General features: G+C 68.2%; 17 protein-coding genes. 12 read left to right on the forward strand and 5 right to left on the reverse strand.

All coding sequences use genetic code 11. From position 1 onward, the window contains the following. The first annotated feature begins 173 nt into the window (after nucleotides 1-173). The 5 genes from LDO27_RS07390 (at nucleotide 174) to LDO27_RS07410 (ending at nucleotide 7,077) form a co-directional block, all read left to right on the forward strand. Complete coding sequence (locus LDO27_RS07390) at nucleotides 174-1,574, forward strand: hypothetical protein (protein ID WP_224040680.1); 1,401 nt, start codon at nucleotides 174-176, stop codon at nucleotides 1,572-1,574. A gap of 236 nt (nucleotides 1,575-1,810) precedes the next feature. Then, nucleotides 1,811-3,244 (forward strand): hypothetical protein, encoded by a 1,434-nt coding sequence (locus LDO27_RS07395; RefSeq protein WP_224040682.1) that lies wholly within the window; start codon nucleotides 1,811-1,813, stop codon nucleotides 3,242-3,244. A gap of 220 nt (nucleotides 3,245-3,464) precedes the next feature. Next, nucleotides 3,465-4,436: a Bug family tripartite tricarboxylate transporter substrate binding protein gene (locus LDO27_RS07400; RefSeq protein WP_224040684.1), complete on the forward strand. Its 972-nt coding sequence runs from the start codon at nucleotides 3,465-3,467 to the stop codon at nucleotides 4,434-4,436. A 78-nt stretch (nucleotides 4,437-4,514) separates the two neighbouring features. Beyond that, the gene (locus LDO27_RS07405; RefSeq protein WP_224040686.1) at nucleotides 4,515-6,032 is read left to right on the forward strand and encodes a class I adenylate-forming enzyme family protein; all 1,518 of its coding nucleotides are present in this window, start codon (nucleotides 4,515-4,517) and stop codon (nucleotides 6,030-6,032) included. Nucleotides 6,033-6,117: 85 nt separating this feature from the next. Next, nucleotides 6,118-7,077 (forward strand): Bug family tripartite tricarboxylate transporter substrate binding protein, encoded by a 960-nt coding sequence (locus LDO27_RS07410; RefSeq protein WP_222209110.1) that lies wholly within the window; start codon nucleotides 6,118-6,120, stop codon nucleotides 7,075-7,077. 140 nt (nucleotides 7,078-7,217) lie between these two features. Here LDO27_RS07410 and LDO27_RS07415 read toward each other — a convergent pair whose 3' ends face one another. From LDO27_RS07415 to LDO27_RS07430, 4 genes are all read right to left on the reverse strand, one after another. Further along, entirely contained in the window at nucleotides 7,218-8,072 is an 855-nt protein-coding gene (locus tag LDO27_RS07415) for an FAS1-like dehydratase domain-containing protein (RefSeq protein WP_224040688.1), read from the reverse strand. 61 nt (nucleotides 8,073-8,133) lie between these two features. Beyond that, nucleotides 8,134-9,516, reverse strand: a complete 1,383-nt coding sequence (locus LDO27_RS07420) for an MmgE/PrpD family protein (protein ID WP_224040690.1) — start codon at nucleotides 9,514-9,516, stop codon at nucleotides 8,134-8,136. A 208-nt stretch (nucleotides 9,517-9,724) separates the two neighbouring features. Further along, nucleotides 9,725-10,894, reverse strand: coding sequence for an acyl-CoA dehydrogenase family protein (locus LDO27_RS07425; protein ID WP_222208953.1), 1,170 nt, complete (start codon nucleotides 10,892-10,894; stop codon nucleotides 9,725-9,727). A gap of 168 nt (nucleotides 10,895-11,062) precedes the next feature. Then, complete coding sequence (locus LDO27_RS07430; protein WP_222208951.1) at nucleotides 11,063-11,965, reverse strand: LysR family transcriptional regulator; 903 nt, start codon at nucleotides 11,963-11,965, stop codon at nucleotides 11,063-11,065. A 173-nt stretch (nucleotides 11,966-12,138) separates the two neighbouring features. On the opposite strand from LDO27_RS07430, the gene LDO27_RS07435 reads away from it, so the two are divergent. Both LDO27_RS07435 and LDO27_RS07440 read left to right on the forward strand, forming a co-directional pair. Continuing rightward, nucleotides 12,139-13,053: an SDR family NAD(P)-dependent oxidoreductase gene (locus LDO27_RS07435; protein WP_224040692.1), complete on the forward strand. Its 915-nt coding sequence runs from the start codon at nucleotides 12,139-12,141 to the stop codon at nucleotides 13,051-13,053. Nucleotides 13,054-13,099: 46 nt separating this feature from the next. After that, nucleotides 13,100-14,323, forward strand: a complete 1,224-nt coding sequence (locus tag LDO27_RS07440) for a CaiB/BaiF CoA transferase family protein (RefSeq protein ID WP_224040694.1) — start codon at nucleotides 13,100-13,102, stop codon at nucleotides 14,321-14,323. Between the two features lie 31 nt (nucleotides 14,324-14,354). On the opposite strand, the gene LDO27_RS07445 is transcribed toward LDO27_RS07440, so the two are convergent. Then, nucleotides 14,355-15,605 (reverse strand): AraC family transcriptional regulator, encoded by a 1,251-nt coding sequence (locus LDO27_RS07445; RefSeq protein WP_224040696.1) that lies wholly within the window; start codon nucleotides 15,603-15,605, stop codon nucleotides 14,355-14,357. A gap of 273 nt (nucleotides 15,606-15,878) precedes the next feature. Here LDO27_RS07445 and LDO27_RS07450 point away from each other — a divergent pair, with 273 nt between their 5' ends. From LDO27_RS07450 to LDO27_RS07470, 5 genes are all read left to right on the forward strand, one after another. Then, the gene (locus tag LDO27_RS07450) at nucleotides 15,879-17,633 is read left to right on the forward strand and encodes a long-chain fatty acid--CoA ligase (protein WP_224040698.1); all 1,755 of its coding nucleotides are present in this window, start codon (nucleotides 15,879-15,881) and stop codon (nucleotides 17,631-17,633) included. A 122-nt stretch (nucleotides 17,634-17,755) separates the two neighbouring features. Then, complete coding sequence (locus tag LDO27_RS07455) at nucleotides 17,756-18,730, forward strand: tripartite tricarboxylate transporter substrate binding protein (RefSeq protein ID WP_377747313.1); 975 nt, start codon at nucleotides 17,756-17,758, stop codon at nucleotides 18,728-18,730. Between the two features lie 46 nt (nucleotides 18,731-18,776). Then, nucleotides 18,777-19,556, forward strand: coding sequence for an enoyl-CoA hydratase/isomerase family protein (locus LDO27_RS07460; protein ID WP_222209105.1), 780 nt, complete (start codon nucleotides 18,777-18,779; stop codon nucleotides 19,554-19,556). A 72-nt stretch (nucleotides 19,557-19,628) separates the two neighbouring features. Then, the gene (locus LDO27_RS07465; protein WP_224040702.1) at nucleotides 19,629-20,828 is read left to right on the forward strand and encodes an acyl-CoA dehydrogenase family protein; all 1,200 of its coding nucleotides are present in this window, start codon (nucleotides 19,629-19,631) and stop codon (nucleotides 20,826-20,828) included. Between the two features lie 471 nt (nucleotides 20,829-21,299). Beyond that, nucleotides 21,300-23,222, forward strand: a complete 1,923-nt coding sequence (locus LDO27_RS07470; RefSeq protein ID WP_222208938.1) for a PrkA family serine protein kinase — start codon at nucleotides 21,300-21,302, stop codon at nucleotides 23,220-23,222. Nucleotides 23,223-23,228: the final 6 nt, after the last annotated feature.

Genomic DNA, 23,228 nt, shown 5'->3' on the forward strand with positions numbered 1-23,228 from the left:
CGAAAGCCGCCGCCACCGCCTTCCCCTAGGGTTTGCATTTCCATCACAGTGCCGGCCCGAGGCCCTCCGGCCGCCGGTGGATCCCGCTTGCCGCCCGCCACTCCGTGCTCCGCGCCCCGCAAGTGCGCCCGCGGCACGCGTCCTGTCAACGACGCCAGTCCTGGATATACGCGATGCCCTTTCCCTCCTACCTGTCCCCACTCGGACCTCCGCCGATCCACGCCAATGCCTACCGGCGCGCATTGCGGGAACGGGTCGACTTCTCGCAGCGCCTGGGCGCCGACGAGATCGCCGAGCAAGCCGCGAGGATGTTCCTGCCATCCGCATGCCTCGCTCGCCGGCGGCCGTCGGGCGATGGCTGCGGCACGCAGGCGCCGCCCGGCATGGCGCCGGTCAAGCTGCAGTTCGTCACGGACAAGACGAGCGCCGAGGTATCGACGCTGGTGGCGCGCTTCGATGCCATCGCCAGCGACCAGGCGCTTGCGAGCGATGCGGCAAGGGGGCGCGCCGTGCTGCGGGCCATCGCCGAAAAGATCCGACCTGCGCTGGAAACCGGCGCCGTCGGCAGGACCCGGATGGCGCATGCCGCGGCGCTGGAGATCGCGGCGGCCATCGCCAATCCGAAAACCATGACCATCGGCTGGCGCGCGGCCGTCGACGCCGCCGATGGCCTGAATCCGATGGCCTGCAAGCTGGGCTCGCCGGCGCAATGGGGCGTGAGCATCGTGGCGCAAAAGGGGGAGGGCCGCGTCACGCTGTGCGAATCGGCGGCATGGGACCGCTACCACTGGCACGGCGAGAGTCCCGCCGACGCGAAGGCGCGCGGCGGCGACGCGGACGGCGAGGGGAACGTGCGGGCGATTTCCCCTCATAACGTGATATGCCAGGCGGGCCTCGCCCTGGTGGCCGACGTGCAGACGACCTTCGCGGTGAAGACGCAGGAATGGTGGCTGACCCGCGTGCTGCTGCGGCGCAAGGACCAGCGCGCGACGGTGGGAGCCAAGATCCGGATGGTGGCGTTCGAATCGTCGGAGGTGGCAGTGCATGAAGCCCTTGCCTACGAAGACGCGACCTGGCGCCATGCCGCATGCAACTGGCTGGCATGGCTGTGCCGGCTGCTGAGCGGCATCGGCAGCGGCCGGGTGGGCAAGCGGGAGTACGCGCACCTGAACAAGTTCCGGCCGCTGCGGGATGTATTGCCGCCACCGCCGCCGGAGGTCCAGCGGGACGAGGGCAACTGGGACGCCATGATCGCGCAGTGCGAGCGGACTCGGGCGAAGAAGGCGGAATTGCTTGGCAAGGACGCGCGCCGGGCCGCCGCGCGCACCGGCACATGGTCCGGCGACAGCGGCTACGCCGGCAAGGTCGATCTGAAACTGCGCTTCGTGAGTCCGACGGGCCGGGGAAGCCGTGTGGAAACGCTCGACTACGAGCGTGCGCAAGATGAAACGACGCGACGCCCGCTATACGAGGCCTTCCCGATGGCCGCGCTCACGGAGCGGCTTCTGGACGGCGGCGGGCAAGCGCGGGCGTCCGGCGGAGAACGGGCCGATGACGCCATCGGGCTCCGTTGAGATGCGGCATGAGCACGGTCTCGCGGCATGGCCAGCGCAGACAGACGTTAAGGAGCGCCGAGAAACTAAAGCGCGGCGTATCGCGTGTCCCTAGTCTCGGCAAACCGATCGCGACGCGGTCGGGATGCCGGACATCACCGGCCAGCTCCACGCCCGCCATCGCGCCCCGCCATCCATGGCATTGGGACATGCGCGCGGGCGGCGTGGCTCATCAACGCCTGCCCCTGGGTGACACCATGCCGTTTCCATCCTACCTCTGCAACTTTTTCACTCCCAACCACCACAATGCGTATCGGCGTGTCCTCGCCGACGAGCATGTCGATTTCCAGACGGACAAACCGGATCACCAGGTCGCCATCATCGCGGCAGACCTCTTTCTGCCGAGGCGCAACGCCTCCGGCATCCGGGCCGATGTGGACCTTGCCCCACGCGTGGTCCTGCATTTTCCGGACGACGCGGCCGCGGAGGCGAAGCTCGAATCCGCTCTATCGAGCATCGCACGGCGTTCCCCATCCAGCAGTTACGGTCTCGAGCAAGGTCGCGCGGTCATGACGGCCATCGCCGACGCCATCTTTCCGGCGCTGCGGACCGGCAATGTCGGCCGGACCCAGATGGCGCGGGCGGCGGCGATGGAGATCGCGACCGCGATCGCCAGCCCGCGCAATCTCACCATCGGCATGCGCGCCGTCTGCAAGGCGGTGAACGACGACGCCAACACAGTGGGATGCCGGCTGGGCGGGCCGTCCAGCAGGGGCATCGATATCCGCGCCGGCAAGGGCAGGGTCACCCTGTGCGAGTCCAATGACTGGAGCAAGTACCATCTGCTCGGCATCGAGGCGGACGGGAAGCAAGCGGTCAAGAAGGCCGGCAAGGCCGCTGGCAAGGATGGCGCCGACCCCGACTCACTCGATACGGCCCCGCGCAACGTGCGATGGCAGGATGGAAAAATCCTGATCGCCGACGTATGCACGACCTTTACGGTAAAGACGGGGGAATGGTGGCTGACGCGCAAGCTGCTGCCGCGCAGAACGCAGCGCGCCACCGTGGGTGCGCGGATCGAGATGCTGCACGTGCAATCGCCCGACAAGAGGCTGCACAAGGCGCTCGCGTTCGAGGACGGCAACGCCCGTCATTGGCTGGCCAACTGTCTGGCGCGCGTGTGCCGCTTCCTGCGTGGCGTCGGCATCGCCAATGCAAGCAAGGAGCAGTTCGCGGAAGACCTGTTGCGCAAGCGCGCCGGGCGCAGCCAGCCCACTCTCACGTTCGCCGATGCAGATCTGGATGAGCATGCGATGGACGTCCATGCGCGCAAGGTGCACGAATGCGATGTCACCGAATCGCTCAGACATGCCGAACTGATCGATGACGACGCCCGTCGCGTGGGACGCAGGACCGGGACATGGGGCAGTCGGGCGCGGTATCACGGCAAGGTGGATCTCGAGCTGACCTTTGCCGGGGACAAGCCGGCTGCGCCGGAATACCAGGCCGTCAGCCTGGTGCAGGAGAAGGGGAAGGAGAACGGGAAGGAGAACGGGAAGGAACAGGCGAAGCCGGCGAGAGCAGCCGCCTATGAGGCATTCGACACCAACAGGCCGCGTGCGCCGCTCGATGCGCCTAGCGGATCCAAGGGCGCGTCCCAGCCTTCGAAGGACTCGGTTCCGGCGACATGAGCGAGCGGCAGGCCCGGTATGCGCCCCGGCCGCCGGCGTGCACGTCCCGGGCCGCGGCGCGGCGGCGCCGGGCGACCGCGCCGCTCGCCGCGACCCTGGCATGTGCGCCTGGCTGAAACACGGCCTTAGCGAAATCCAAATGGTGGCACTCCTTGCCTGACGGCACACTGGCGCCGTTCCATCGCGCATTTCAAAAATACCAGGCAACCAGGAGACAGGCATGCCAGCGTGGTTCAGGAAAGCGGCGGCCGGCGCGCTGCTGTGGATGGCCGCCGCCGCCGCGCTCGGGGCTTACCCGGACAAGCCGGTGCGGCTGGTGGTGCCATTCCCGCCGGGCGGGGCCACCGATCTCCTCGCCCGGGAGATCGGCAACGCCCTGCAGGCGCGACTGCAGCAGACCGTGGTGATCGAGAACCGGCCCGGCGCCGGAGGCAATATCGCCGCCGCCGCGGTCGCGCGCGCGCCTGCCGACGGCTACACGCTGCTGTTCGGCACCTTCGGCTCGCTGGCCGTCAACAAGAGCCTCTACGACAAGCCCGGCTACGATCCGCTGAAGGATCTGGCCGCCGTCGCGTCGGTGGCCTACCTGCCCAACGTGCTGGTGGTGCATCCCGACGTGCCGGCCCGCAATGTGGCCGAACTGCTGGCGCTGGCAAAGCGGGAGCCGGGCAAGCTGACCTACGGCTCCTTCGGCGCGGGTTCCTCGTCCCATCTGGCCGGGGAACTGTTCACCCACCTGGCGGGGGTCCGGATCGAACACGTGCCGTACAAGGGCAGCGCGCCGGCAATGACAGACCTGATCGGCGGGCGCCTGACCATGATGTTCGACAGCATCTCCACCGCCTTACCGTATGTGCGCGACGGCCGCGTGCGGCCGCTTGCCGTGACCACGCAGAAGCCGGCCGAGCAGTTGCCCGGCGTGCCGACGCTGGCCGACGCCGGTGTGCCGGGCTACGAGCTGACGGCCTGGTTCGGCGTGGCCGCGCCGACGGGCACGCCGAGGCCGGTGATCGAGCGGCTGAACGCCGAGATCAACGCCTCGCTCAGACAGCCCGAGCTCGTTGGCAAGCTGGCGCGCCAGGGTACCGTGCCCTTCGTCTCGACGCCCGACCAGTTCGGCGGCTATATCCGCACGCAATACCAGAAGTGGGATGCGCTGATCAAGTCGGCCGGCATCCGGCTCGACCAGTAGCGGTCCGGGCGCCGTTCGGGGACGCCAATCCCGGAACGGCACCATTCCTGTCCTTTCCATCCCGTCCAGAAGTCCGCCATGTCCTCGTTCCGTCCGACCTTGATCCACCAGATTCCCGAGTACTGGGCCGGGCGCACGCCCGATGCGCCCTGCCTGCATGAAGACGGCGCCATCGTCAGCTATGGCGCGCTGTGGCAGCGCATCGAAGGCGCGCGCGACTGGCTGCGGGCGCAGGGCGTCGCGCACGGTGACCGCGTGATGGTGGTGGGTGAGAACTGCGCCGACATGCTGGTGACAATGTTCGCCTGCAGTACGCTGCACGCCTGGCCCATCCAGGTCAACGCGCGCCTGTCGCCGCGCGAGATCGACACCATCCGTGCGCATGCCGATCCGCTGCTGACGCTGTTCACCTGCCAGGTGTCTCCCGTTGCCGCCCAGCATGCGGCACGGCTCGGCGCGGCGCGGAACGATTGCACGGTGCTGGACGCGCGGTTCGAGGTGGTGCGCGCGGACCATCGTCCCGAGCGCGTCGAGGAGGCCCTCGCCCGCGAGGTGGCGACGCTGATCTATACCTCGGGCACCACCGGTGCGCCCAAGGGCGTGATGGTGCCGCACGCGGGCCTGACCATCTTCGCGCGCATCTCGGCGACTTCGCGGCACCTCGGGCCGGACGACATCGCCTATGGCGCGCTGCCGCTGTCGCACATCTTCGGCATCGCCACGGTCACGATGGCGACGCTGTACGCCGGGGCCAGCCTGTACCTGCGGCCGCGCTTCGACGCCAAGGAAGTCTTCGCCGCGCTTCGGGCGCCCGGCATCACGATCCTGCAGGGCGTGCCGACCATGTTCACCCGCATCATGGCGCTGGCGCGCGAGAGCGGGCGGACCGCGGACTTTCCGGCGCTGCGCTATCTCTATACCGGCGGCGCGCCGCTCGATCCCACGCTCAAGCGCGATGTCGAGGCATGGTTCGGCCTGCCGCTGCATCACGGCTACGGCATCACCGAATACGCCGGCTCGCTGTTCATCACGCGGATGGACGCGCCGCGCGCCGACTGCTCGGCCGGCTACATCGTCGAAGGCGTGGAAATCGCCATCACCGATGCCGACGGCAACGCCATGCCTCCCGGCGAGCGCGGCCAGATCCGCGTGCGCGGGCCGGGCGTCATGCGTGGCTACTACCGCAATCCGGCACAGACGGCCGAGGCTTTGCTGCCCGGCGGCTGGCTCAATACGGGCGACCTGGGCTATCTCGACGCCGACGGCGCGCTCTTTATCGTGGGCCGCTCCAAGGACCTGATCATCCGCTCCGGCTTCAACGTCTATCCGATCGAGGTCGAGTCCGTGATCAATGCCTTTCCCGGCGTGCGCCAGTCCGCGGTGGTGGGCCGCACCGTCGCCGACGGCAACGAAGAAGTGGTGGCCTTCATCGAGGTGCTGCCGGGCGACGCGCCCGACAGCGCGGCGCTGGATGCCTACCTGCGCGACAGCCTCGCGCCGTACAAGCGGCCGGCCGAGATCCGCGTGATCGACACCATTCCGACCACGGCCAGCGGCAAGCTGCTCAAGCAGCCGCTGCGGGCCATGCTGGAGTAGGCGGCGGCGCGAATGCGTCCCGGCAGCCAATAACAACAGGAGGAGACAGATGCATACCAACAGGATGACCCGCACGATGGTCCGCATGGTGGCGAGCGCGCTCGGCGCGGCCTGCATGGCGGTTGCCGCGGGCGCGGCGGCCGAGACCTATCCCGCGCGGCCGATCAAGCTGATCGTCGGCTATACGCCGGGCGGTCCGGTCGACACCGCGGCGCGCATCTATGCCGACTACCTGGGCAAGGTGCTGAAGCAGCCCGTGGTGGTGGACAACCGCGCCGGCGCGAGCGGCGCCATCGCGGCCGACCTCACGGCCAAGGCGGCGCCGGACGGCTACACGCTTTACTTCGTCGCCAGTCCCACCATGACCATGACCCCGCTGATCCAGAAGTCGGTCAACTTCAATCCGACGAAGGACTTCAGCTATGTCGGCCTGATCACGGACTACACCAACGTGCTGCTGATCAACAAGGACTTCCCGGCCAAGGACGTGGGCGAACTGGTGGAGTACGCCCGCAAGCATCCCGAGCGGGTGGCCTTCGGTTCGGCCGGGATCGGCGCGTCGAACCACCTGTCCGCCGAGCTGCTGGCGCAGATGAGCGGCGTCAAGATGCTGCACGTTCCGTACAAGGGCAATGCGCCGGCGATGGCCGACGTGATGAGCGGCAAGATCACCTTCATGTTCGATATCACCGGCACCGCCATCGGCCATATCCAGGGCGGCAAGGTGCGCGCGCTGGCGGTGACGTCGAAGGGCCGCAATGCCGCGCTGCCCGCGGTGCCGACCATGGTGGAATCCGGCCTGAAGGACTACGCGGTCACGGGCTGGTACGCGCTGGTGGGGCCGCTGAAGCTGCCGGCCGACGTCACCGACACGCTGGTCAAGGCGCAGAAGGCCGTGGGCGACGATCCGGCATTCCAGCAGCGCATGACGCAGGGTGGCTACGACCTCAATATCACTGGGCCCAAGCCACTGCAGGACCGGATCAAGCGGGAGCTGGAGCTGTGGGGCGGGGTGGTGAAGACGGCGAAGATACAGGTGGAGTGAGGGAGCGCGACGCCTTGACAGGCTGCCGAGACAAAACCGTCGGCCCCCTCAAGCGGTCTCCCTCGGCCCGGCCCTCCCCCGCCCGCGGATGGGGCCGGGGGTGAGGGCGAAGGCCCCCCAGGGCCCAGAGCGCCAACCCGCTACTCCTCCACCTCCGCCCATCCCTCCATCGCATGCCCGCCGGCATCGTCGCCGGTCCACAGGATGACGCGGCCGGGCTGCTGCGCATCGCGGGTGCCGCCCACGATCACCGCGTCGTGGTCGAACAGCGGTGCGAGGCCGCGGAAGCCGAAGCGGCGGACCTTGGCCGCGGGCAGCTCCCGTGCCAGCAGGTCCATCATCAGCACGGCCTGCAGCGGGCCGTGCACCACCAGTCCCGGATAGCCCTCGACATCGCGCACATAGTCGCGGTCGTAGTGGATGCGATGGCCGTTGAAGGTCAACGCGGAAAAACGGAACAGCATCACGGAGTCGGCATCGACCCCGCGCTGCCATTGCGGCTGGTTCGGCTGGCGCGGGCGCGGCGGCAGCGGCTGGGCGGGCTCGGGCATGGCGCGATAGACGACGTCGTGCCGCTCGCTGAGCGCGGTGCGGCCGGCCAGCGTCAGCTCGTGGCGCACCGATACGAAGTACAGCTCGCCGGTGCGGCCGGTCTTGTGCTTGACGTCCTCGATCGTCGAGGTGCGCGTGACGGTGTCGCCCACGCGCAGCGGCTCGAAGAACTGCAGTTCGCTGCCGGCCCACATGCGCCGCGGCAGCGGCACAGGCGGCATGAAGCCGCCCAGGTGCGGATGGCCATCGCGTCCGAGTTCCCGCTGCGGGGCGCGCGGCAGGAAATAGAGCCAGTGCCACAGCGGCGGCAGCGGGCCGCGCGAGAGCGCCTCGCCATCGAGGTCCAGCGTGGCCGCCAGGCCGATGACGGGTTCGGGTGCGAGGGTTTCGGTGCGGCTTTCGCTGCGGCCGATCCATTGGCGCAGGGTGTCTAGCTGGGTCATGGTCGTGTCGAAGGTGGAATCAGGAGCAGCAGGGAACCGGAGCGTTCGCGCGGGCGGTGCGTCAGCGTGCCGGGGGCAGCCAGTCCTTCACGTCTGGCGCCTGCTCCAGCGCCCACACGCGGCGGATGATCTCGCGGATTTCCGCCTCGCTGGCGCCGTGGCGGAACGCGCCGAGCTGGATGGCCTTGGCTTCGAGCTCGGGGCGCGACAGCGTGTTGTCCGGGTCGCCCTTGGGCACGTCGACACGCGCCTCCAGCGTGCGCCCATCCGTGGTGCGCACCGTGACGCGGCCGATCCACTGACGAGGGTAGGCGCGATTGATCTCGTCGTCGAGCGCCATTTCCACCTTGTCGCGGAATGCGGCCACGCGCGCATCCTGCAGCGCCTGCTCTTCGAACTCGCCCAGGCCGGCGTGGCCGTGGATGGCCACCAGGCCCAGCACGGTGCCCATGGAGAACTTGGCCTGGTGGATGGTCGCGGGATTGGTGACGGGGCCAAGCACGTCGATGGCGCCCTGGTGCACGTGGGTCGTGACGCGCTCGATCTGCGCCGCCGCGATCCCTTCGCGCTGCATCAGCGCCTTGAGCGCATCGGCGGCGGGATGGGTGTGCCGGCAGGACGCGAAGAACTTGAACGAGGTCTCGGCCGTCGCCCAGCGGGTGCCCAGACCGTCGGTCAGGCAGAAGGGATCGGCGTCGGTGGACATGCCCGCGGCCATGCCCTGCGCGCCTTCGAGGATACGTCGGGCGCCGGTAAAGCCCGCCCGCGCGATCCACGCCGACATCAACCCGTCGGCCGCCGCCTTGGCCGTGTGCAGCTGCTTGGAGTCGGCCGCATCGCGCAGGAATTCCCACAGTCCGGCGGCCTGCGTACCGGCCGAGCCCAATGCCTGGTTGATGCCCTCGGCGTCCAGGCCGTACAGCTTCGCGACCGCGGCGGCGGCGGCCAGCGTGCCCACCGTACCGGTGGTATGGAACACCGTGTAGTGGGAGCGGCCCATGAATTCACCGATGCGGATGCCCGCTTCGTAGCCGGCGATCGAGGCCAGCAGGATGTCGGCGCCGCTCTTGCCTTCGGCCTGCGCGGCGGCCAGCACCGCCGGAAAGACCACGGCGGCCGGGTGCAGCACAGAGCCGTTGTGCACGTCGTCCTGTTCCACCACATGCGAAGACGCGCCATTGATCAGCGCGGCGAAGTAGGGCGAGGTGCGGCGCCGGTCGACCAGCACCTCGGCGGGACCGTCCTGCGGACCCATGGCGGCGGCGAATTCCTGCAGGCGGCGGATGGCCGGCGCGTCCTTGCCGGCAATGGCCGAGGCGATCCAGTCCAGGTACAGGTCCTTGGCGCGCTCGATCACCGGAGCGGGAACGTCGGCCAGCGTGAAACGCGCGAGGAATTCGCAGAGCTGGCGGGTGGGGTAGGTGTGGTCGGGGGAGGAGGGCATGCTGGCGATGGTTGGGTATTCGAGAGTGGTGTGCGGGCAATGGCGGTGCTGCGGGCGGTCACCCTCACCCCCGCCCCTCTCTCGCGGGCGGCAGAGGGGTAGAACACCGTCGGTATATCAAACACTGGTGGTTTGCTCCCCTCTCCCGCGAGCGGGAGAGGGGCCGGGGGTGAGGGTGAACGCATCCCCGGAGTGCACCGGTCATTCATCAAAACGACCGCGGCAACTCCAGCACATGCTCGGCCACATAGGAAAGGATCAGATTGGTCGAGATCGGCGCCACCTGGTAGAGCCGCGTCTCGCGGAACTTGCGCTCGATGTCGTATTCCGCGGCGAAGCCGAAGCCGCCGTGGGTCTGCAGGCAGACGTTGGCCGCCTCCCACGAGGCATCGGCGGCGAGCAGCTTGGCCATGTTGGCCTCCTTGCCGCATGGCTGGCCCGCGTCGAACAGTTGCGCCGCCTTGTAGCGCATCAGGCTGGCCGCCTCCACGTTGACGTAGGAGCGCGCGATCGGAAACTGGATGCCCTGGTTCTGCCCGATGGGCCGGTCGAACACCACGCGTTCGCGTGCGTAGGCGCTGGCGCGTTCGACGAACCAGTGGCCATCGCCGATGCACTCGGCGGCGATCAGGATGCGCTCGGCGTTCAGGCCGTCCAGGATGTACTTCAGGCCCCGGCCTTCCTCGCCGATCAGGTTCTCCGCGGGAACTTCGAGATTGTCGAAGAACAGTTCATTGGTCTCGTGGTTGACCATATTGCGGATGGGCCGCACGGTCAGGCCCTTGCCGATCGCTTCGCGCAGGTCCACCACGAAGGCCGACAGGCCCTCGGACTTGCGCTTGACCTGGTCCAGCGGCGTGGTGCGCGCCAGCAGCAGCATCAGGTCCGAGTGCTGCACGCGCGAAATCCATACCTTCTGGCCGTTGACGATATAGCGGTCGCCCTGGCGAACGGCGGTGGTCTTGAGCTTGGTGGTATCGGTGCCGGTGGTGGGCTCGGTCACGGCCATCGACTGCATGCGCAGTTCGCCCGAGGCGATGCCCGGCAGCCAGCGCCGCTTCTGTTCCTCCGAGCCGTGCCGCAGCAGGCAGCCCATCACATACATCTGGCCGTGGCAGGCGCCCGAGTTGCCGCCGCTGCGGTTGATCTCCTCCATGATCACCGAGGCGGCCGTGAGCGGCAGGCCGGAGCCGCCGTAGGCCTCCGGAATCAGCGCCGACAGCCAGCCGGCCTGCGTCAGCGCCTGAACGAATTCCTCCGGGAAGGCGTTCTGCTCTTCCACGCGCTGCCAGTACGCCGAATCGTAGCTGGCGCAAAGGTCGCGCACGGCCTCGCGGATCTCGGGGTAGTGCGCGTCCTGCTGGTGTTCTGCAATCATCGGTTGGGCCCGGTAGCGTGCGGTCGCACGGATCGAGTGGATCAAGTGGACCCATTATTGCCGAGCACCCCCGGCGCCGAAATTCGGATTTGCCAAAGAGCGGCTTAGCGTCCCCGGAAGCGCTTTGTGCGTGGCGCCGGGCGCGCCTGCGTCGTGCCTCGGGCGCTGTCAGACAGGCTCGCGCGCCGCCTCGGTCAGGTACTGCACCAGCGTCTCGGCGAACTGGGGCAGCTCGCGTCCCGGCCGCCGCACCAGCCGCAGCTCCCGCTTGGCCCATTCGTCCTCGAGCTGGATAAAGCGCAGGACCTTGCGGCTGGCATAACGCCGGGCGCAGCTGTTGGGCACGATGGCGATGCCGGCGCCGGCCTCGACCATGCGGCAGACCGCATCGAAGCTGCCGACCTGGATGCGCAGGCTGATGCGCTTTCCCATGCCGCTGGCAATGCGGTCCAGAAACGACTGGATGGCGCTGAACTGGTTCAGGCCCACGAAGCGGCAGGTATCGAGCAGGTCGGCGAAATGCAGCCGCTTGAATTGCGGCAGCGGGTGGTTGACCGGCGCGATCACGATCAGCTCGTCGCTGCACAGCTGCATCACATCGAGATCCGCGGTGGCGACCTCGCCCGCCACGATGCCCAGGTCGGCGGCGCCGGCGCCGATGGCCGAGACGATCTCCTGCGACAGATGCTCCTCGAGCTCGACGTCGACATCCGGGTTCTCGGACAGGAAGCGCGACAGCGCGGTGGCGAGAAAGGAATTGGTGGCCGTGGTATTCGCCAGCAGCCGCACCCGGCCCTTGACGCCCTTGGCGTAGGGGCGCAGGTCCGAATGCATGCATTCGAGCTCGCGAAAGACCTCGCGGGCATGCCGCAGCAGCGCATCGCCCGCGGGCGTGAGCCGCACGCCCTTGACCTGGCGGATCAGCAACTGGGTCTGGAAAGCCTCCTCGAGCTGCTTGATGCGTGTGCTCGCGGCGGGCAGCGAAAGAAAGCTGCGCTCGGCGGCGCGGGTCAGGTTCTCGGTCTCGCCGACGTTGAGGAACAGCCGCAAGTCCGTCAAATCGTAATGCATGGGTTCCGTGGGGCCGAAGCCCTCTTTTGTGAATCGTGAATTCCAATGTCTCCGGCGCCAATTTATCGTATCCGGCGGTGCAATAGAACACGAAGCGTGGGCGCGGCCTCCAAACGAGGCTCCGCGCCCGGGCATGGCCGCGCACGGCGGCGGCACAGACCAGGAGCGAGACGATGAGCGGTGTGATGGCAGGCAAGGTGGCGCTGGTGACCGGCGCGGGCGGCGGAATCGGGCGCGGCGTGGCGCTCGCGCTGGCGGCGGCCGGGGCCCGGGTGGTGGTCAACGACATCGGCGTGTCCCTGACCGGCGAAGGCGGCGATGCCGGCCCGGCGCAGCGCGTGGTCGACGAGATCCGCGCGGCCGGCGGCGAGGCGGTGGCGAACACCGACAGCGTCTCCAGCTGGCAGGGCGCCAACGCCATCGTCCAGAGCGCGATCGACAACTTCGGCCGCATCGACGCGGTGGTCAACAACGCCGGCAACCTGCGCGACCGCATGTTCTTCAAGATGAACGAGGAGGAATGGCGCTCGGTGATCGACGTGCACCTGCACGGCACCTTCTTCGTCAGCCGCGCGGCCGCCAACTATTTCAAGGACCAGGAAAGCGGGGCCTATGTCCACATGACCTCGACCTCGGGACTGATCGGCAATCTGGGCCAGGCCAACTATTCCGCGGCCAAGCTCGGCATCGCGGCACTGTCCAAGTCCATCGCGCTCGATATGGCGCGCTTCAACGTGCGCTCCAACTGCATCGCGCCGTTCGCCTGGAGCCGCATGACCAGTTCGATTCCGTCCGAGACGCCGGAGGAAAAGGCGCGCGTGGCCAAGCTGCAGAAGATGGAGGCCGGCAAGGTCGCGCCGATGGCGGTATTCCTGGCGAGCGACGCCGCCAGCGAGGTCAATGCGCAGATCTTCGCCGTGCGCGCCAACGAGATCATGCTGATGAGCCAGCCGCGCCCGGTTCGCTCGGTGCACCTGAGCGAGGGATGGACGCCAGAGTCGATCGCCGAGATCGCGCTGCCCGCCATGCGCAACAGTTTCCACAAGCTCGAGCGCTCGCCCGACGTGATCAACTGGGACCCGATCTGAACATGCAAGCCAACGCCCGCCCGCAGTTCCCCACCGGACCATGCCGATGAAGTCATCCCTCGATGGCGTGCGCGTGCTGGACCTGTCGCGCATCCTGGCCGGCCCCTGGTGCGCGCAGAACCTGGCCGACCTCGGGGCCGAGGTGATCAAGGTCGAGCGCCCGGGCGTGGGCGACGATACCCGCTCGTGGGGCCCGCCCTGGCTGCCCGACGGCGAGGGCGAGCCGACGCGCGACGCGACCTATTACGCCAGCGCCAACCGCGGCAAGCGCTCGGTCACGCTGGATATCGCCAGCGAAGAGGGCCAGCGCATCGTGCGCGAGCTGGCCGCGCGCTCGCAGATCCTGATCGAGAACTACAAGGTCGGCGACCTCAAGCGCTATGGGCTGGACTACGAGAGCCTGAAGGCCCTCAATCCCGCCCTGGTCTACTGCTCGATCACCGGCTACGGCCAGGACGGACCGAGCGCGCACAAGCCCGGCTACGATTTCATCTTCCAGGGCATCGGCGGCCTGATGAGCATCACCGGCGAGCGTGACGAGATGCCCGGCGGCGGGCCGCAGAAGGTGGGCGTCGCCGTGATCGACATGCTCACCGGCATGTATGCCACCGTGGCGGTACTGGCCGCGCTGCGTCACGCCGAGCGCACCGGCGAGGGCCAGCATATCGACATGGCGCTGCTCGACGCGGTGGTGGCCATCGGCGCCACGCCCATCATCTCGCACAAGGTCACCGGCAACGTGCCGCGCCGCTTCGGCAACGCGCACGCGAACATGGTGCCCTACCACGTGTTCGCCACGGCCGATGGCCACATGATCGTCGCGGCCGGCAACGACGGGCAGTGGCAGGCGTATTGCCGTGCCATCGAACGTCCCGACCTGGCGGCCGACGAGCGTTTTGCCACCGGCACGGGGCGCATCGTGCATCGCGACGTGCTGGTGCCGCTGCTCGAAGACCATATGCGGACCCGCGAGACGGCGCATTGGGTGGGGGCGCTGGAACGCGAAGGCATTCCGTGCGGGCCCATCAACGACTACGCGCAGGTGCTGGCGGACCCGCAGGTGCGGCACCGGGGACTCCAGGTGGATCTGCGGCGCGGCGATGGCGGGGTCTGCCCCACCGTGCGCAGCCCGCTGCGCCTGTCGGCAACGCCGGTGCAATACGATGCCGCGCCGCCGCGGCTGGGCGAGCATACCGAGTCCGTACTGGCCCAGGTCCTGGGTATGTCCGCCGAGCGCATCGCGGCGCTGCGGGGGCAGGGCGTGGTGTGAGGCGGCGCGCCGCCGCGCGCCCCCGCGGCGGTCAGCCGAACCGTTCCTGCTCCGGCGCCAGCATTGGCGCCTTGCATTGCGCCTGCACCTGCATCAGTCCCTGCATCTGCCGCTGGCGGTATTCGCCCGGCGCGACCCCGGTCCACTTCTTGAACGCGCGATGGAACGTGCTGGGCTCGGAGAACCCGAGCCGCAGCGCCACCTCCTGCAGCGGCAGGCCGGAGTGTTCGAGCAGCCCGATGGCGGCGTCGCGCCGCAGGTTGTCCTTGATGCGCTGGTAGCCCCCGCCTTCCTCGCGTAGCCGGCGCCGCAGCGTCTGGGGCGTGAGCCGCAACGTCTCGGCCATCTGTTCCAGCGACGGCAGTTCGCCGTGCAGATGGCCGCGCAGATGCCGGCGGATGCGTTCGGCAAGGCAGCTGTCGTCGCGGTAGCGCACCAGCAGGTTGTGCGGCGCCTCGCGCAGGAAGCCCGCGAGGCTGCCCGCGTCCTGCGCCACCGGCAGGCGCAGCCAGGCCGCATCGAAGTGCAGCGCGGTGTGTGGCTGGCCGTAGCGGACCTCGGCGCCGAACACGCGCGCGGTGTCGGTCTGCCCCTGCGGTGGCGGCGAGGCGAGATCCACCCGTGCGAGCGGCAGGCTGCGCGCCAGCAGCCAGCTCGCGAGCCCATAGCCCTGGAAGGCGAAGCACGACTGCCCGAACAGGCGGCACGAGGTCGGTGCGGTGCGGCGCACCAGCATCAGGCTGGCCATGCCGCCGCGCACCTGCAGGCGCGGTGCGAAGTCTTCGATATGCAGTCGGTACTGGCGCAGGGCCGTGTCGATTGCCTCGTGCAGCGTGCCGCAGTGCACGATGCTTTCGCACACCTGGCGGAATACCCCGGGCAGCACTGGCCGCGACAGCAGGCCCCAGAACTCGTCGCGCAGCACCCGGCGCAGGCAGCGCATCAGCGCGGCGTACTGGCCCTGGGTCACGCGGGCCGACGGCGAATGCAGCAGCGCTTCGGAGATGCCGGCGCGCGCCAGCAGCGCCGCGATGTCGCATCCCTTGCGGCGGGCGCCGAGCAGGATATGGTGGACGTGGACCATGGCGATGGTGTGGCCCGTGCCCGGCATCGCGCAGGAGCTTAGCGCTTCGCCGGCGGCGGTGACGGGCGCTGGCGGGGCGGTGCCCACCTGGACAGCCGTGCCGCTGGCCGTGGCGAACCCCGCGCGGGCGCCGCTATCGGCGGCCGCCGGCCCGCGGGACGACATGGGCCTGCGCTGGGCATTGGCGACGATGTGCATGGGTCTCCTCGCTGTCTTGTCCGCCGGTACCGGCCCGGCCGGATGCGCTGCCGCGGGCGCGGGGGCCCGCTTTCGGGCAGTAGGCCAGAGCGGGGCGCCACGGACAATCCGGATTTGCCTAAGGCTGGCTTCGGCCTGATCGATTCGGCCAACGAAATTGGCACGAATGGTCATTGTGGACGCAGCGCAGCATCGCGCAATCTCGGTCAGCAGCAGCATCGCGTTCGCCACCGGCCGTGGCCGCCCACCGACCGACCCCATTCCGGACCTGCCATGCGCCCCGCCTCGCCGCCCTACCGCTCGCCGCACTGGCCTCCCGGCCTGCCGCCCACCCTGCACTGTCCCGCCACGAGCCTTTGCTACAACGTCGAGGTCGCCGCGCGCCGCTACCCCGGCAAGGTCGCGCTGCAGACGTTCGGCAATGCGCTGCGCTACGGCGAGCTGCACGCCGCCATCGAGACGCTGGCCGGATACCTGCAGGAGGCTTGCGGCGTGGCGCCGGGGGACCGCGTGCTGCTGTTCAGCCAGAACTGCCCGCAATTCATCGTCGCGTACTACGCCATCCTGCGCGCCGAGGCGGTGGTGGTGCCGGCCAATCCGATGTGGCTCACCGGCGAGCTGGCGCATGTCGTTGCCGACGCCGCGCCGACCGTGGCGTTCGCGGCGAGCGAACTCTACGAGCAGCTGCGGCCGCTGCATGCCGGACCGCTGCGGCACGTGATCGTCCACGACTACGCCGGCATGGTGGGCGAGTCGCGGGAGCGCGGCCCCGATGCCGCGCCGCCGGTGCCGGACTGGCTGCTGGAGCGGCGCCCGCTGCCGGCGGCCCCCGCCGGCGCCGTGCTGAGCGCCTGGGACGACGCGATGGCCGCCGGCCTGCGCCCGCGTCCGCATGAGGCCAACGCCGACACGCTTTGCATGCTGGCCTATACCTCGGGCACCACCGGCAAGCCCAAGGGCTGCATGCACACCCATGGCACGCTGATGAGCGCTGCCGTCGGCTCGCAGGTATGGCGCGGCAGCACGGCCGAAACCGTGAGTTTCTCCGTCGCACCGATGTTCCATCTGCTCGGCATGCAGAACGGCATCCACGCCCCGCTGTACCTGGGTGCCACCATCGTCCTGCTGCCGCGCTGGGATCGCGCGCTGGCAGCAGACCTGATCGAGCGCTACCGGGTCGCGAGCTGGGGCGCGGCGCCCGCCATGCTGGTGGACTTCTTCTCGCAGCCCGGCATCGAGCAGCGCGACCTCTCCAGCTTGGCGTACCTCGGCGGCGGCGGCGCGGCCATGCCGGAGGCGGTAGCCTCGATGCTGCTCGCACGCTTCGGCCTGCCCTACGTCGAGGCCTACGGCCTGACGGAAACCGCGGCCTTCCTGCTCTCCAATCCGCGCCACCGCGCCAAGCGCGAATGCCTGGGCATCGCGACCTTCGGCGTGGACGCCCGCGTCATCGACCCGCATACGCTGGAAGAACTGCCGCAGGGGGAGCTGGGAGAGATCGTCACGCACGGGGCGCAGGTCATGCTCGGCTACTGGAACGATCCGGCCGCGGATGCCGAGGCGTTCGTGACCCTGGACGGCAAGCGCTTCCTGCGCACGGGCGACCTCGGCTACATGGACGAGGAGGGCTACTTCTATATGCGGGACCGGCTCAAGCGGATGATCAACGCCTCCGGCTTCAAGGTATGGCCAGCGGAGGTGGAGAACCTGCTCTATGGGCATCCCGCCATTCACGAGGCCTGCGTCATCGCCGCGCGCGACCCGAAGCGGGGCGAGACGGTCAAGGCGGTGGTGGCGCTCAAGCCCGCCGCACGGGGTACGCCAGAGGCGGAGCCGGAACGGATCATGGCCTGGTGCCGCGAGCGCATGGCGGCCTACAAGGTGCCGCGCATCGTCACGCTGGTCGACGCGCTGCCCAAGTCGGCCACCGGCAAGATCCAGTGGCGGCTGCTGCAGGAGCGCGAAAACGAAGCCGGGCACGGCGCGCCGACCGACGGTGGGACGCAGGGCGCGCAGCGCGCGGCCTGACGGGGCGCCGGCAGCGGCCGGCATGGCATCCGACGACGGGAGAGAACATGACGACTGACAGGGAAGCGCTGGGTGACAGCGGCGGCGACACGGACGCCGGCCGCCGCACGTGGCTGTGCCGGATGGCGGTGCTGGGCGGCGGCGCGCTGGTGGGCGTGCGGCCTCCCGCCGTGCTGGCGCAGGCGAAGGCGGATGGCCGCGGCTATCCGGACCGTCCCATCCGCATGGTGGTGCCGTACCCGGCCGGCGGCGGCACCGATACGCTGGGCCGGCTGGTCGGCCAGCGCCTGTCCGAGGCGTGGGGGCAGCCCGTGGTGGTCGAGAACAAGCCCGGCGCGAGCGGGATGCTTGGCAACGACCTGGTCGCCAAGGCGCCGCCGGACGGCTACACGCTGCTGCTCGGCATCACGGCGATGATCCAGTCGCCGAGCCTGTACAAGCGGATCCCCTACGACGTTGGCCGCGACTTCGCGCCGGTCTCCATCCTGGCCAAGTCGTCGGACCTGTTCTGCGTGCCCAACCGGGTGCCGGCCGCCACGCTGGCCGAGTTCGTGGCGCTGGCCAAGGCCAGCCCCGGCAAGTTCAGCTACGGCTCGTATGGCAACGGCACGTCGTCGCACCTGCACGGCGAACTGCTCAAGATGCAGGCGGGCGTCGAAATGACCCATATCCCGTACAAGGGCGCGGCCCCGCTGGCGGCCGACCTGCTCGGCGGCCAGGTCGACTCGGCCTTTATCGACGTGACCTCCGCCAACAGCCATCTGGCCTCGGGAAAGTTCAAGGTGCTGGCCATCACCGGCAGCCAGCGCCACAAGGCGCTGCCAGAGGTGCCCACCTTCGCGCAGGCGGGCTTCACCGGCTTCGAGGCCAACGGCTGGTTCGCCTTCTTCGCGCCGGCCGGTACGCTGCCCGAGGTGGTGGCGAAGCTGGCCGGCGAAATCGGCCGCATCGTCAAGCACCCCGAGGTCAACCAGCGGCTGGCCGCGATGGGCCTGCAACCGGTGGGCTCCACGCCGGCGGAGCTGGCGGCGGTCATCGCCACCGACACACCGAGATGGGCGCGCATCGTGCGGGACGCGGGCATCAAGCTGGACTGATGCTGCCTCAGTGAACGAACGACAAGGACCACCCATGGAAAGCCCGATGGAAACGATCCGCTATGCCGTGGAAGACGGCATCGCGACCCTGACGCTGGACTATCCCCGGCGCAAGAACGCGCTGAACGCCACCATGCGCCGCGAGATCGGCGAGGTCGTGCACCGCCTGCGGCAGGACGCCTCCGTGCGGGTGCTGATCCTGACCGGCGCCGGCAACGACTTCTGCTCGGGCGGCGATATCAGTGCCATGCAGGGCGAGATCACGGCCGAGCAGGGCCGGCAGCGTCTGGCCGCTGTCCACGGCTGGCTGGAAGACCTGATCCAGCTGGACCGGCCGGTCATCGCCGCCGTGGACGGCGCCGCGTATGGCGCCGGCTTCAGCCTGGCGCTGACCGCCGACATCGTGCTGGCCACACCCCGTGCCCGCTTTGCGCTGCCGTTCCTGCGCCTGGGCCTCATCCCGGACTGCGGGGTCTTCTATACGCTGCCGCGGATGATCGGCCTGCAGCGCGCCAAGGCGCTGATGTTCTCGATGCGCGAACTCGACGCCGAGGCCGCGCGAGAGCACGGCATCGTGATGGAAATCGTTCCGCCGGACGCGCTCGCCGCGCGCGCCCGGGCACTGGCCGAGACCTTCGTGCAGGGCTCGCCGGTGGCGCTGGCGCTGACCAAGCAGGCACTGAACGCCTCGCTGAACCGCGACCTGCACGCCATGCTCGCGATGGAGGCCGACGGCCAAGGCATCGCCTTCGCGACCGAATACCGCAAGGAAGCCGCCACGCGCTTCCTGGAAAAGCAGCCGCCGCGCTACCGCTGGCCGGACTGAGCGCCGCGCGGGCGGCGCTCTCGTCATTTGTCACAGCCCCGGCGCCGCCGGGGCGTCAGGCAGGAGATCCCCATGGAAACGCCAAAGGGCGCCACGCGCCCGGATACCGCCATTGCGCCGCGCCGCACGCCGTGGATGACCGACGAGCTCGCGATGTTCCAGGACACCGTGCGCCGTTTCGTCGAGCGCGAACTGGCGCCCAACGAAGCACGCTGGGCGGACCAGGGTCATATCGACCGCGAGGTCTGGCGCCGGGCCGGCGAGGTCGGCCTGCTGTGCGCCAGCATTCCCGAAGCCTACGGCGGCGGCGGTGGAAATTTTGCGCACGAGGCCGTGATCTGCATGGAAATGTCGCGCGCCGTGGTGGCCAGTCTGGGCAACAACGTGCATAGCGGCATCGTGGCCCATTACTTGCTCAGCTACGGGACACAGGCGCAGAAGCGTGCGTGGTTGCCGCGGATGGCGAGCGGCGACATGGTAGGGGCGATCGCCATGTCGGAACCCGGCGCGGGGTCCGATCTCAAAGCGATACGCACCCGCGCGGTGCGCGAAAAGACGGCTGACGGAGACTTCTATCGCATCAACGGTGCAAAGACCTTCATCACGAACGGACACCATGCCGACCTGATCTGCGTGGTGGCGAAGACCGACCCGGAGGCAGGCACGCGCGGCGTGTCGCTGATCGTCGTCGAGACGCGCGACCTGCCCGGCTTCCGGCGCGGCCGCATCCTCGAGAAGATCGGACAGAAAAGCCTGGATACGGCGGAGTTGTTCTTCGACGACGTTCGGGTACCGGCCGCCAATCTGCTCGGCGAACGGGAAGGTCAGGGTTTCTACCAGCTGATGCAGCAGTTGCCGCAGGAGCGGATGATCATCGCGCTCGGCGCGGTGGCGACGATGCAGCGGGCCATCGAGCTGACCACCGACTATGTGTGCGAGCGCAAGGTGTTCGGACAGCCGCTGCTGGAATTGCAGAACACGCGCTTCAAGCTCGCCGAGTGCAAGACCGCGGCCACCATCGCCGCGACCTTCGTCGACGATTGCATGGTGCGCCTGCTGGCGGGCGAGCTCGACGCGGCGACCGCGGCGATGGCCAAGTGGTGGTGCTCGCAGAAGAACTGCGAGGTCATCGATGAATGCCTGCAGCTGCATGGCGGCTACGGCTACATGCTCGAATATCCGATTGCGCGCATGTATGCCAATGCGCGGGTGAGCAAGATCTATGGGGGCTCCAACGAGATCATGAAGGAGCTGGTGGCGAGGACGCTGTGAACGGCGCGGCGGATGCCCGTCGCGCGCGCTGCGCGGGGCGGTGCGTCCGCGTCCGCGAGCTGCGCGCGGCGATGCGTGGCATCGTGCGCAACGGCGATCGAAAGTGTTCCTTCCTCGTTACAAACCCTCTATGCATGGACGCGCCGAAAGGTGTAAGGTGTTTGCCAAGACATAGTCGAACAGCCCGACGCGAGCATGGTGGAGCGGGACACGACAGGGCACGAAGCGCGAGTCATCGCTGTCTTTGCGCCAGTGCAATGCGCGTCAACTGCCGCTTCCCCATCGCCGTTATTTGACTATGATGAAGTAGAGACTTCGCAACATGACAGCTTCCGTCAAGCCGGGGTGGCGGATCGCAACGTGAGGGTGGTTGCATAGTTGCCGCGTGGTCTGTGGGAGGCGAAGGAGTACGACAGCTTCGCCTCCGACGTACTACCTTCGCCTCGGACGAGACTCTGACGGGAGTGAGGTATGGACATTTTCGGCCACTACGCCACGCGCTTCGAAGCTCGCAAGGAAGAGGAATACTCCATTCAGGAGTACCTGGAGATCTGCAAGAAGGATCCCACTGCCTATGCGACCGCGGCCGAGCGCATGCTCGCCGCAATCGGGCAACCGGAACTGGTGGACACGCACCACGATCCGCGACTGTCGCGACTGTTCTTCAACAAGGTCATCCGCATCTACCCGGCCTTCCGCGAGTTCTACGGCATGGAGGACACGATCGAGCAGATCGTCTCGTTCTTCAAGCACGCCGCGCAGGGACTGGAGGAGCGCAAGCAGATCCTCTACCTGCTCGGGCCTCCCGGCGGCGGCAAGTCCTCGCTCGCGGAAAAGCTCAAGGCGCTGATGGAGGAAATCCCCATCTACGCGCTGAAGGGTTCGCCCATCCATGAATCGCCGCTCGGGCTGTTCTCGCCCGAGGAGGACGGCAAGATCCTGGAAGAGGACTACGGCATCCCCACCCGCTACCTGAACACCATCGCCTCGCCATGGGCGGTCAAGCGGCTGCACGAATTCAATGGCGACATCACGCGCTTCCGCGTGGTCAAGCTGCGCCCCTCGGTGCTGTCGCAGATCGCGATCGCCAAGACCGAGCCGGGCGACGAGAACAACCAGGATATTTCCTCGCTGGTCGGCAAGGTCGATATCCGCAAGCTCGAGGACTATCCCCAGGACGACCCGGACGCGTACTCGTATTCCGGCGGCCTGTGCCTGGCCAACCGGGGCCTGCTCGAGTTCGTCGAAATGTTCAAGGCGCCGATCAAGGTCCTGCACCCGCTGCTGACCGCGACGCAGGAAGGCAACTACAAGGGCACCGAGGGCTTTGGCGCGATCCCGTTCGACGGCGTGATCCTCGCCCACTCGAACGAGGCCGAATGGCAGTCGTTCAAGGCCGACAAGAACAACGAGGCATTCCTGGACCGGATCTACATCGTCAAGGTGCCGTACTGCCTGCGCGTGTCGGACGAGGTGAAGATCTACGACAAGCTGCTGCGCAGCAGTTCGCTGTCGGCCGCGCCGTGCGCACCGAACACGCTGAAGATGATGGCGCAGTTCGCGGTGCTCACGCGGATCAAGGAGCCGGAGAACTCGAACATCTTCTCGAAGATGCGCGTGTACGACGGCGAGAGCCTGAAGGATGTCGATCCCAAGGCCAAGTCGTACCAGGAGTACCGCGACTATGCCGGCATCGACGAAGGCATGAACGGCCTGTCGACGCGCTTCGCGTTCAAGGTGCTGTCCAAGGTCTTCAACTTCGACAATACCGAGGTCGCGGCCAATCCGGTGCATCTGCTGTACGTGCTGGAGCAGCAGATCGAGCGCGAGCAGTTTCCGCCGGAACAGGAGGCGAAGCTGCTGTCCTATATCAAGGAGTACCTGACCACGCCGTTCGTCGAGTTCATCGGCAAGGAAATCCAGACGGCTTATCTGGAGTCGTATTCCGAGTACGGGCAGAACATCTTCGACCGCTACGTGGTGTTCGCCGACCTGTGGATCCAGGACCAGGAGTACCGCGATCCCAATACCGGCGAGATCCTGGACCGCAACGCCCTGAACGACGAACTGGAGAAAGTGGAAAAGCCCGCGGGCATTTCGAATCCCAAGGACTTCCGCAACGAGATCGTCAACTTCGTGCTGCGCGCCCGGGCCAACAACGGCGGCAAGAATCCGGTCTGGACCAGCTACGAAAAGTTGCGGATGGTGATCGAGAAGCGCATGTTCTCCACGACCGAGGACCTGTTGCCGGTGATCTCGTTCAACGCCAAGTCCTCGCGCGAGGACCAGGACAAGCACGAGAACTTCGTCAACCGGATGGTCGAGAAGGGCTATACGCCAAAGCAGGTGCGTCTACTGGTGGAGTGGTATCTGCGCGTCAGAAAATCATCGTAACGGCGC

It is taken from the genome of Cupriavidus respiraculi (assembly GCF_914271545.1).
Taxonomy (GTDB): Bacteria; Pseudomonadota; Gammaproteobacteria; order Burkholderiales; family Burkholderiaceae; genus Cupriavidus; species Cupriavidus respiraculi.

Excerpts from the sequence above, each read along its gene's own strand:
- LDO27_RS07455 (WP_377747313.1), top strand. The coding sequence starts at position 17,756 with ATGGCGGTGCTGGGCGGCGGCGCGCTGGTGGGCGTGCGGCCTCCCGCC.
- LDO27_RS07430 (WP_222208951.1), bottom strand. The coding sequence starts at position 11,965 with ATGCATTACGATTTGACGGACTTGCGGCTGTTCCTCAACGTCGGCGAG.
- LDO27_RS07395 (WP_224040682.1), top strand. The coding sequence starts at position 1,811 with ATGCCGTTTCCATCCTACCTCTGCAACTTTTTCACTCCCAACCACCAC.
- LDO27_RS07405 (WP_224040686.1), top strand. The coding sequence starts at position 4,515 with ATGTCCTCGTTCCGTCCGACCTTGATCCACCAGATTCCCGAGTACTGG.
- LDO27_RS07425 (WP_222208953.1), bottom strand. The coding sequence starts at position 10,894 with ATGATTGCAGAACACCAGCAGGACGCGCACTACCCCGAGATCCGCGAG.
- LDO27_RS07440 (WP_224040694.1), top strand. The coding sequence starts at position 13,100 with ATGAAGTCATCCCTCGATGGCGTGCGCGTGCTGGACCTGTCGCGCATC.
- LDO27_RS07450 (WP_224040698.1), top strand. The coding sequence starts at position 15,879 with ATGCGCCCCGCCTCGCCGCCCTACCGCTCGCCGCACTGGCCTCCCGGC.
- LDO27_RS07460 (WP_222209105.1), top strand. The coding sequence starts at position 18,777 with ATGGAAACGATCCGCTATGCCGTGGAAGACGGCATCGCGACCCTGACG.
- LDO27_RS07435 (WP_224040692.1), top strand. The coding sequence starts at position 12,139 with ATGAGCGGTGTGATGGCAGGCAAGGTGGCGCTGGTGACCGGCGCGGGC.
- LDO27_RS07465 (WP_224040702.1), top strand. The coding sequence starts at position 19,629 with ATGGAAACGCCAAAGGGCGCCACGCGCCCGGATACCGCCATTGCGCCG.
- LDO27_RS07410 (WP_222209110.1), top strand. The coding sequence starts at position 6,118 with ATGGTGGCGAGCGCGCTCGGCGCGGCCTGCATGGCGGTTGCCGCGGGC.
- LDO27_RS07400 (WP_224040684.1), top strand. The coding sequence starts at position 3,465 with ATGCCAGCGTGGTTCAGGAAAGCGGCGGCCGGCGCGCTGCTGTGGATG.
- LDO27_RS07445 (WP_224040696.1), bottom strand. The coding sequence starts at position 15,605 with ATGCACATCGTCGCCAATGCCCAGCGCAGGCCCATGTCGTCCCGCGGG.
- LDO27_RS07390 (WP_224040680.1), top strand. The coding sequence starts at position 174 with ATGCCCTTTCCCTCCTACCTGTCCCCACTCGGACCTCCGCCGATCCAC.
- LDO27_RS07420 (WP_224040690.1), bottom strand. The coding sequence starts at position 9,516 with ATGCCCTCCTCCCCCGACCACACCTACCCCACCCGCCAGCTCTGCGAA.
- LDO27_RS07415 (WP_224040688.1), bottom strand. The coding sequence starts at position 8,072 with ATGACCCAGCTAGACACCCTGCGCCAATGGATCGGCCGCAGCGAAAGC.
- LDO27_RS07470 (WP_222208938.1), top strand. The coding sequence starts at position 21,300 with ATGGACATTTTCGGCCACTACGCCACGCGCTTCGAAGCTCGCAAGGAA.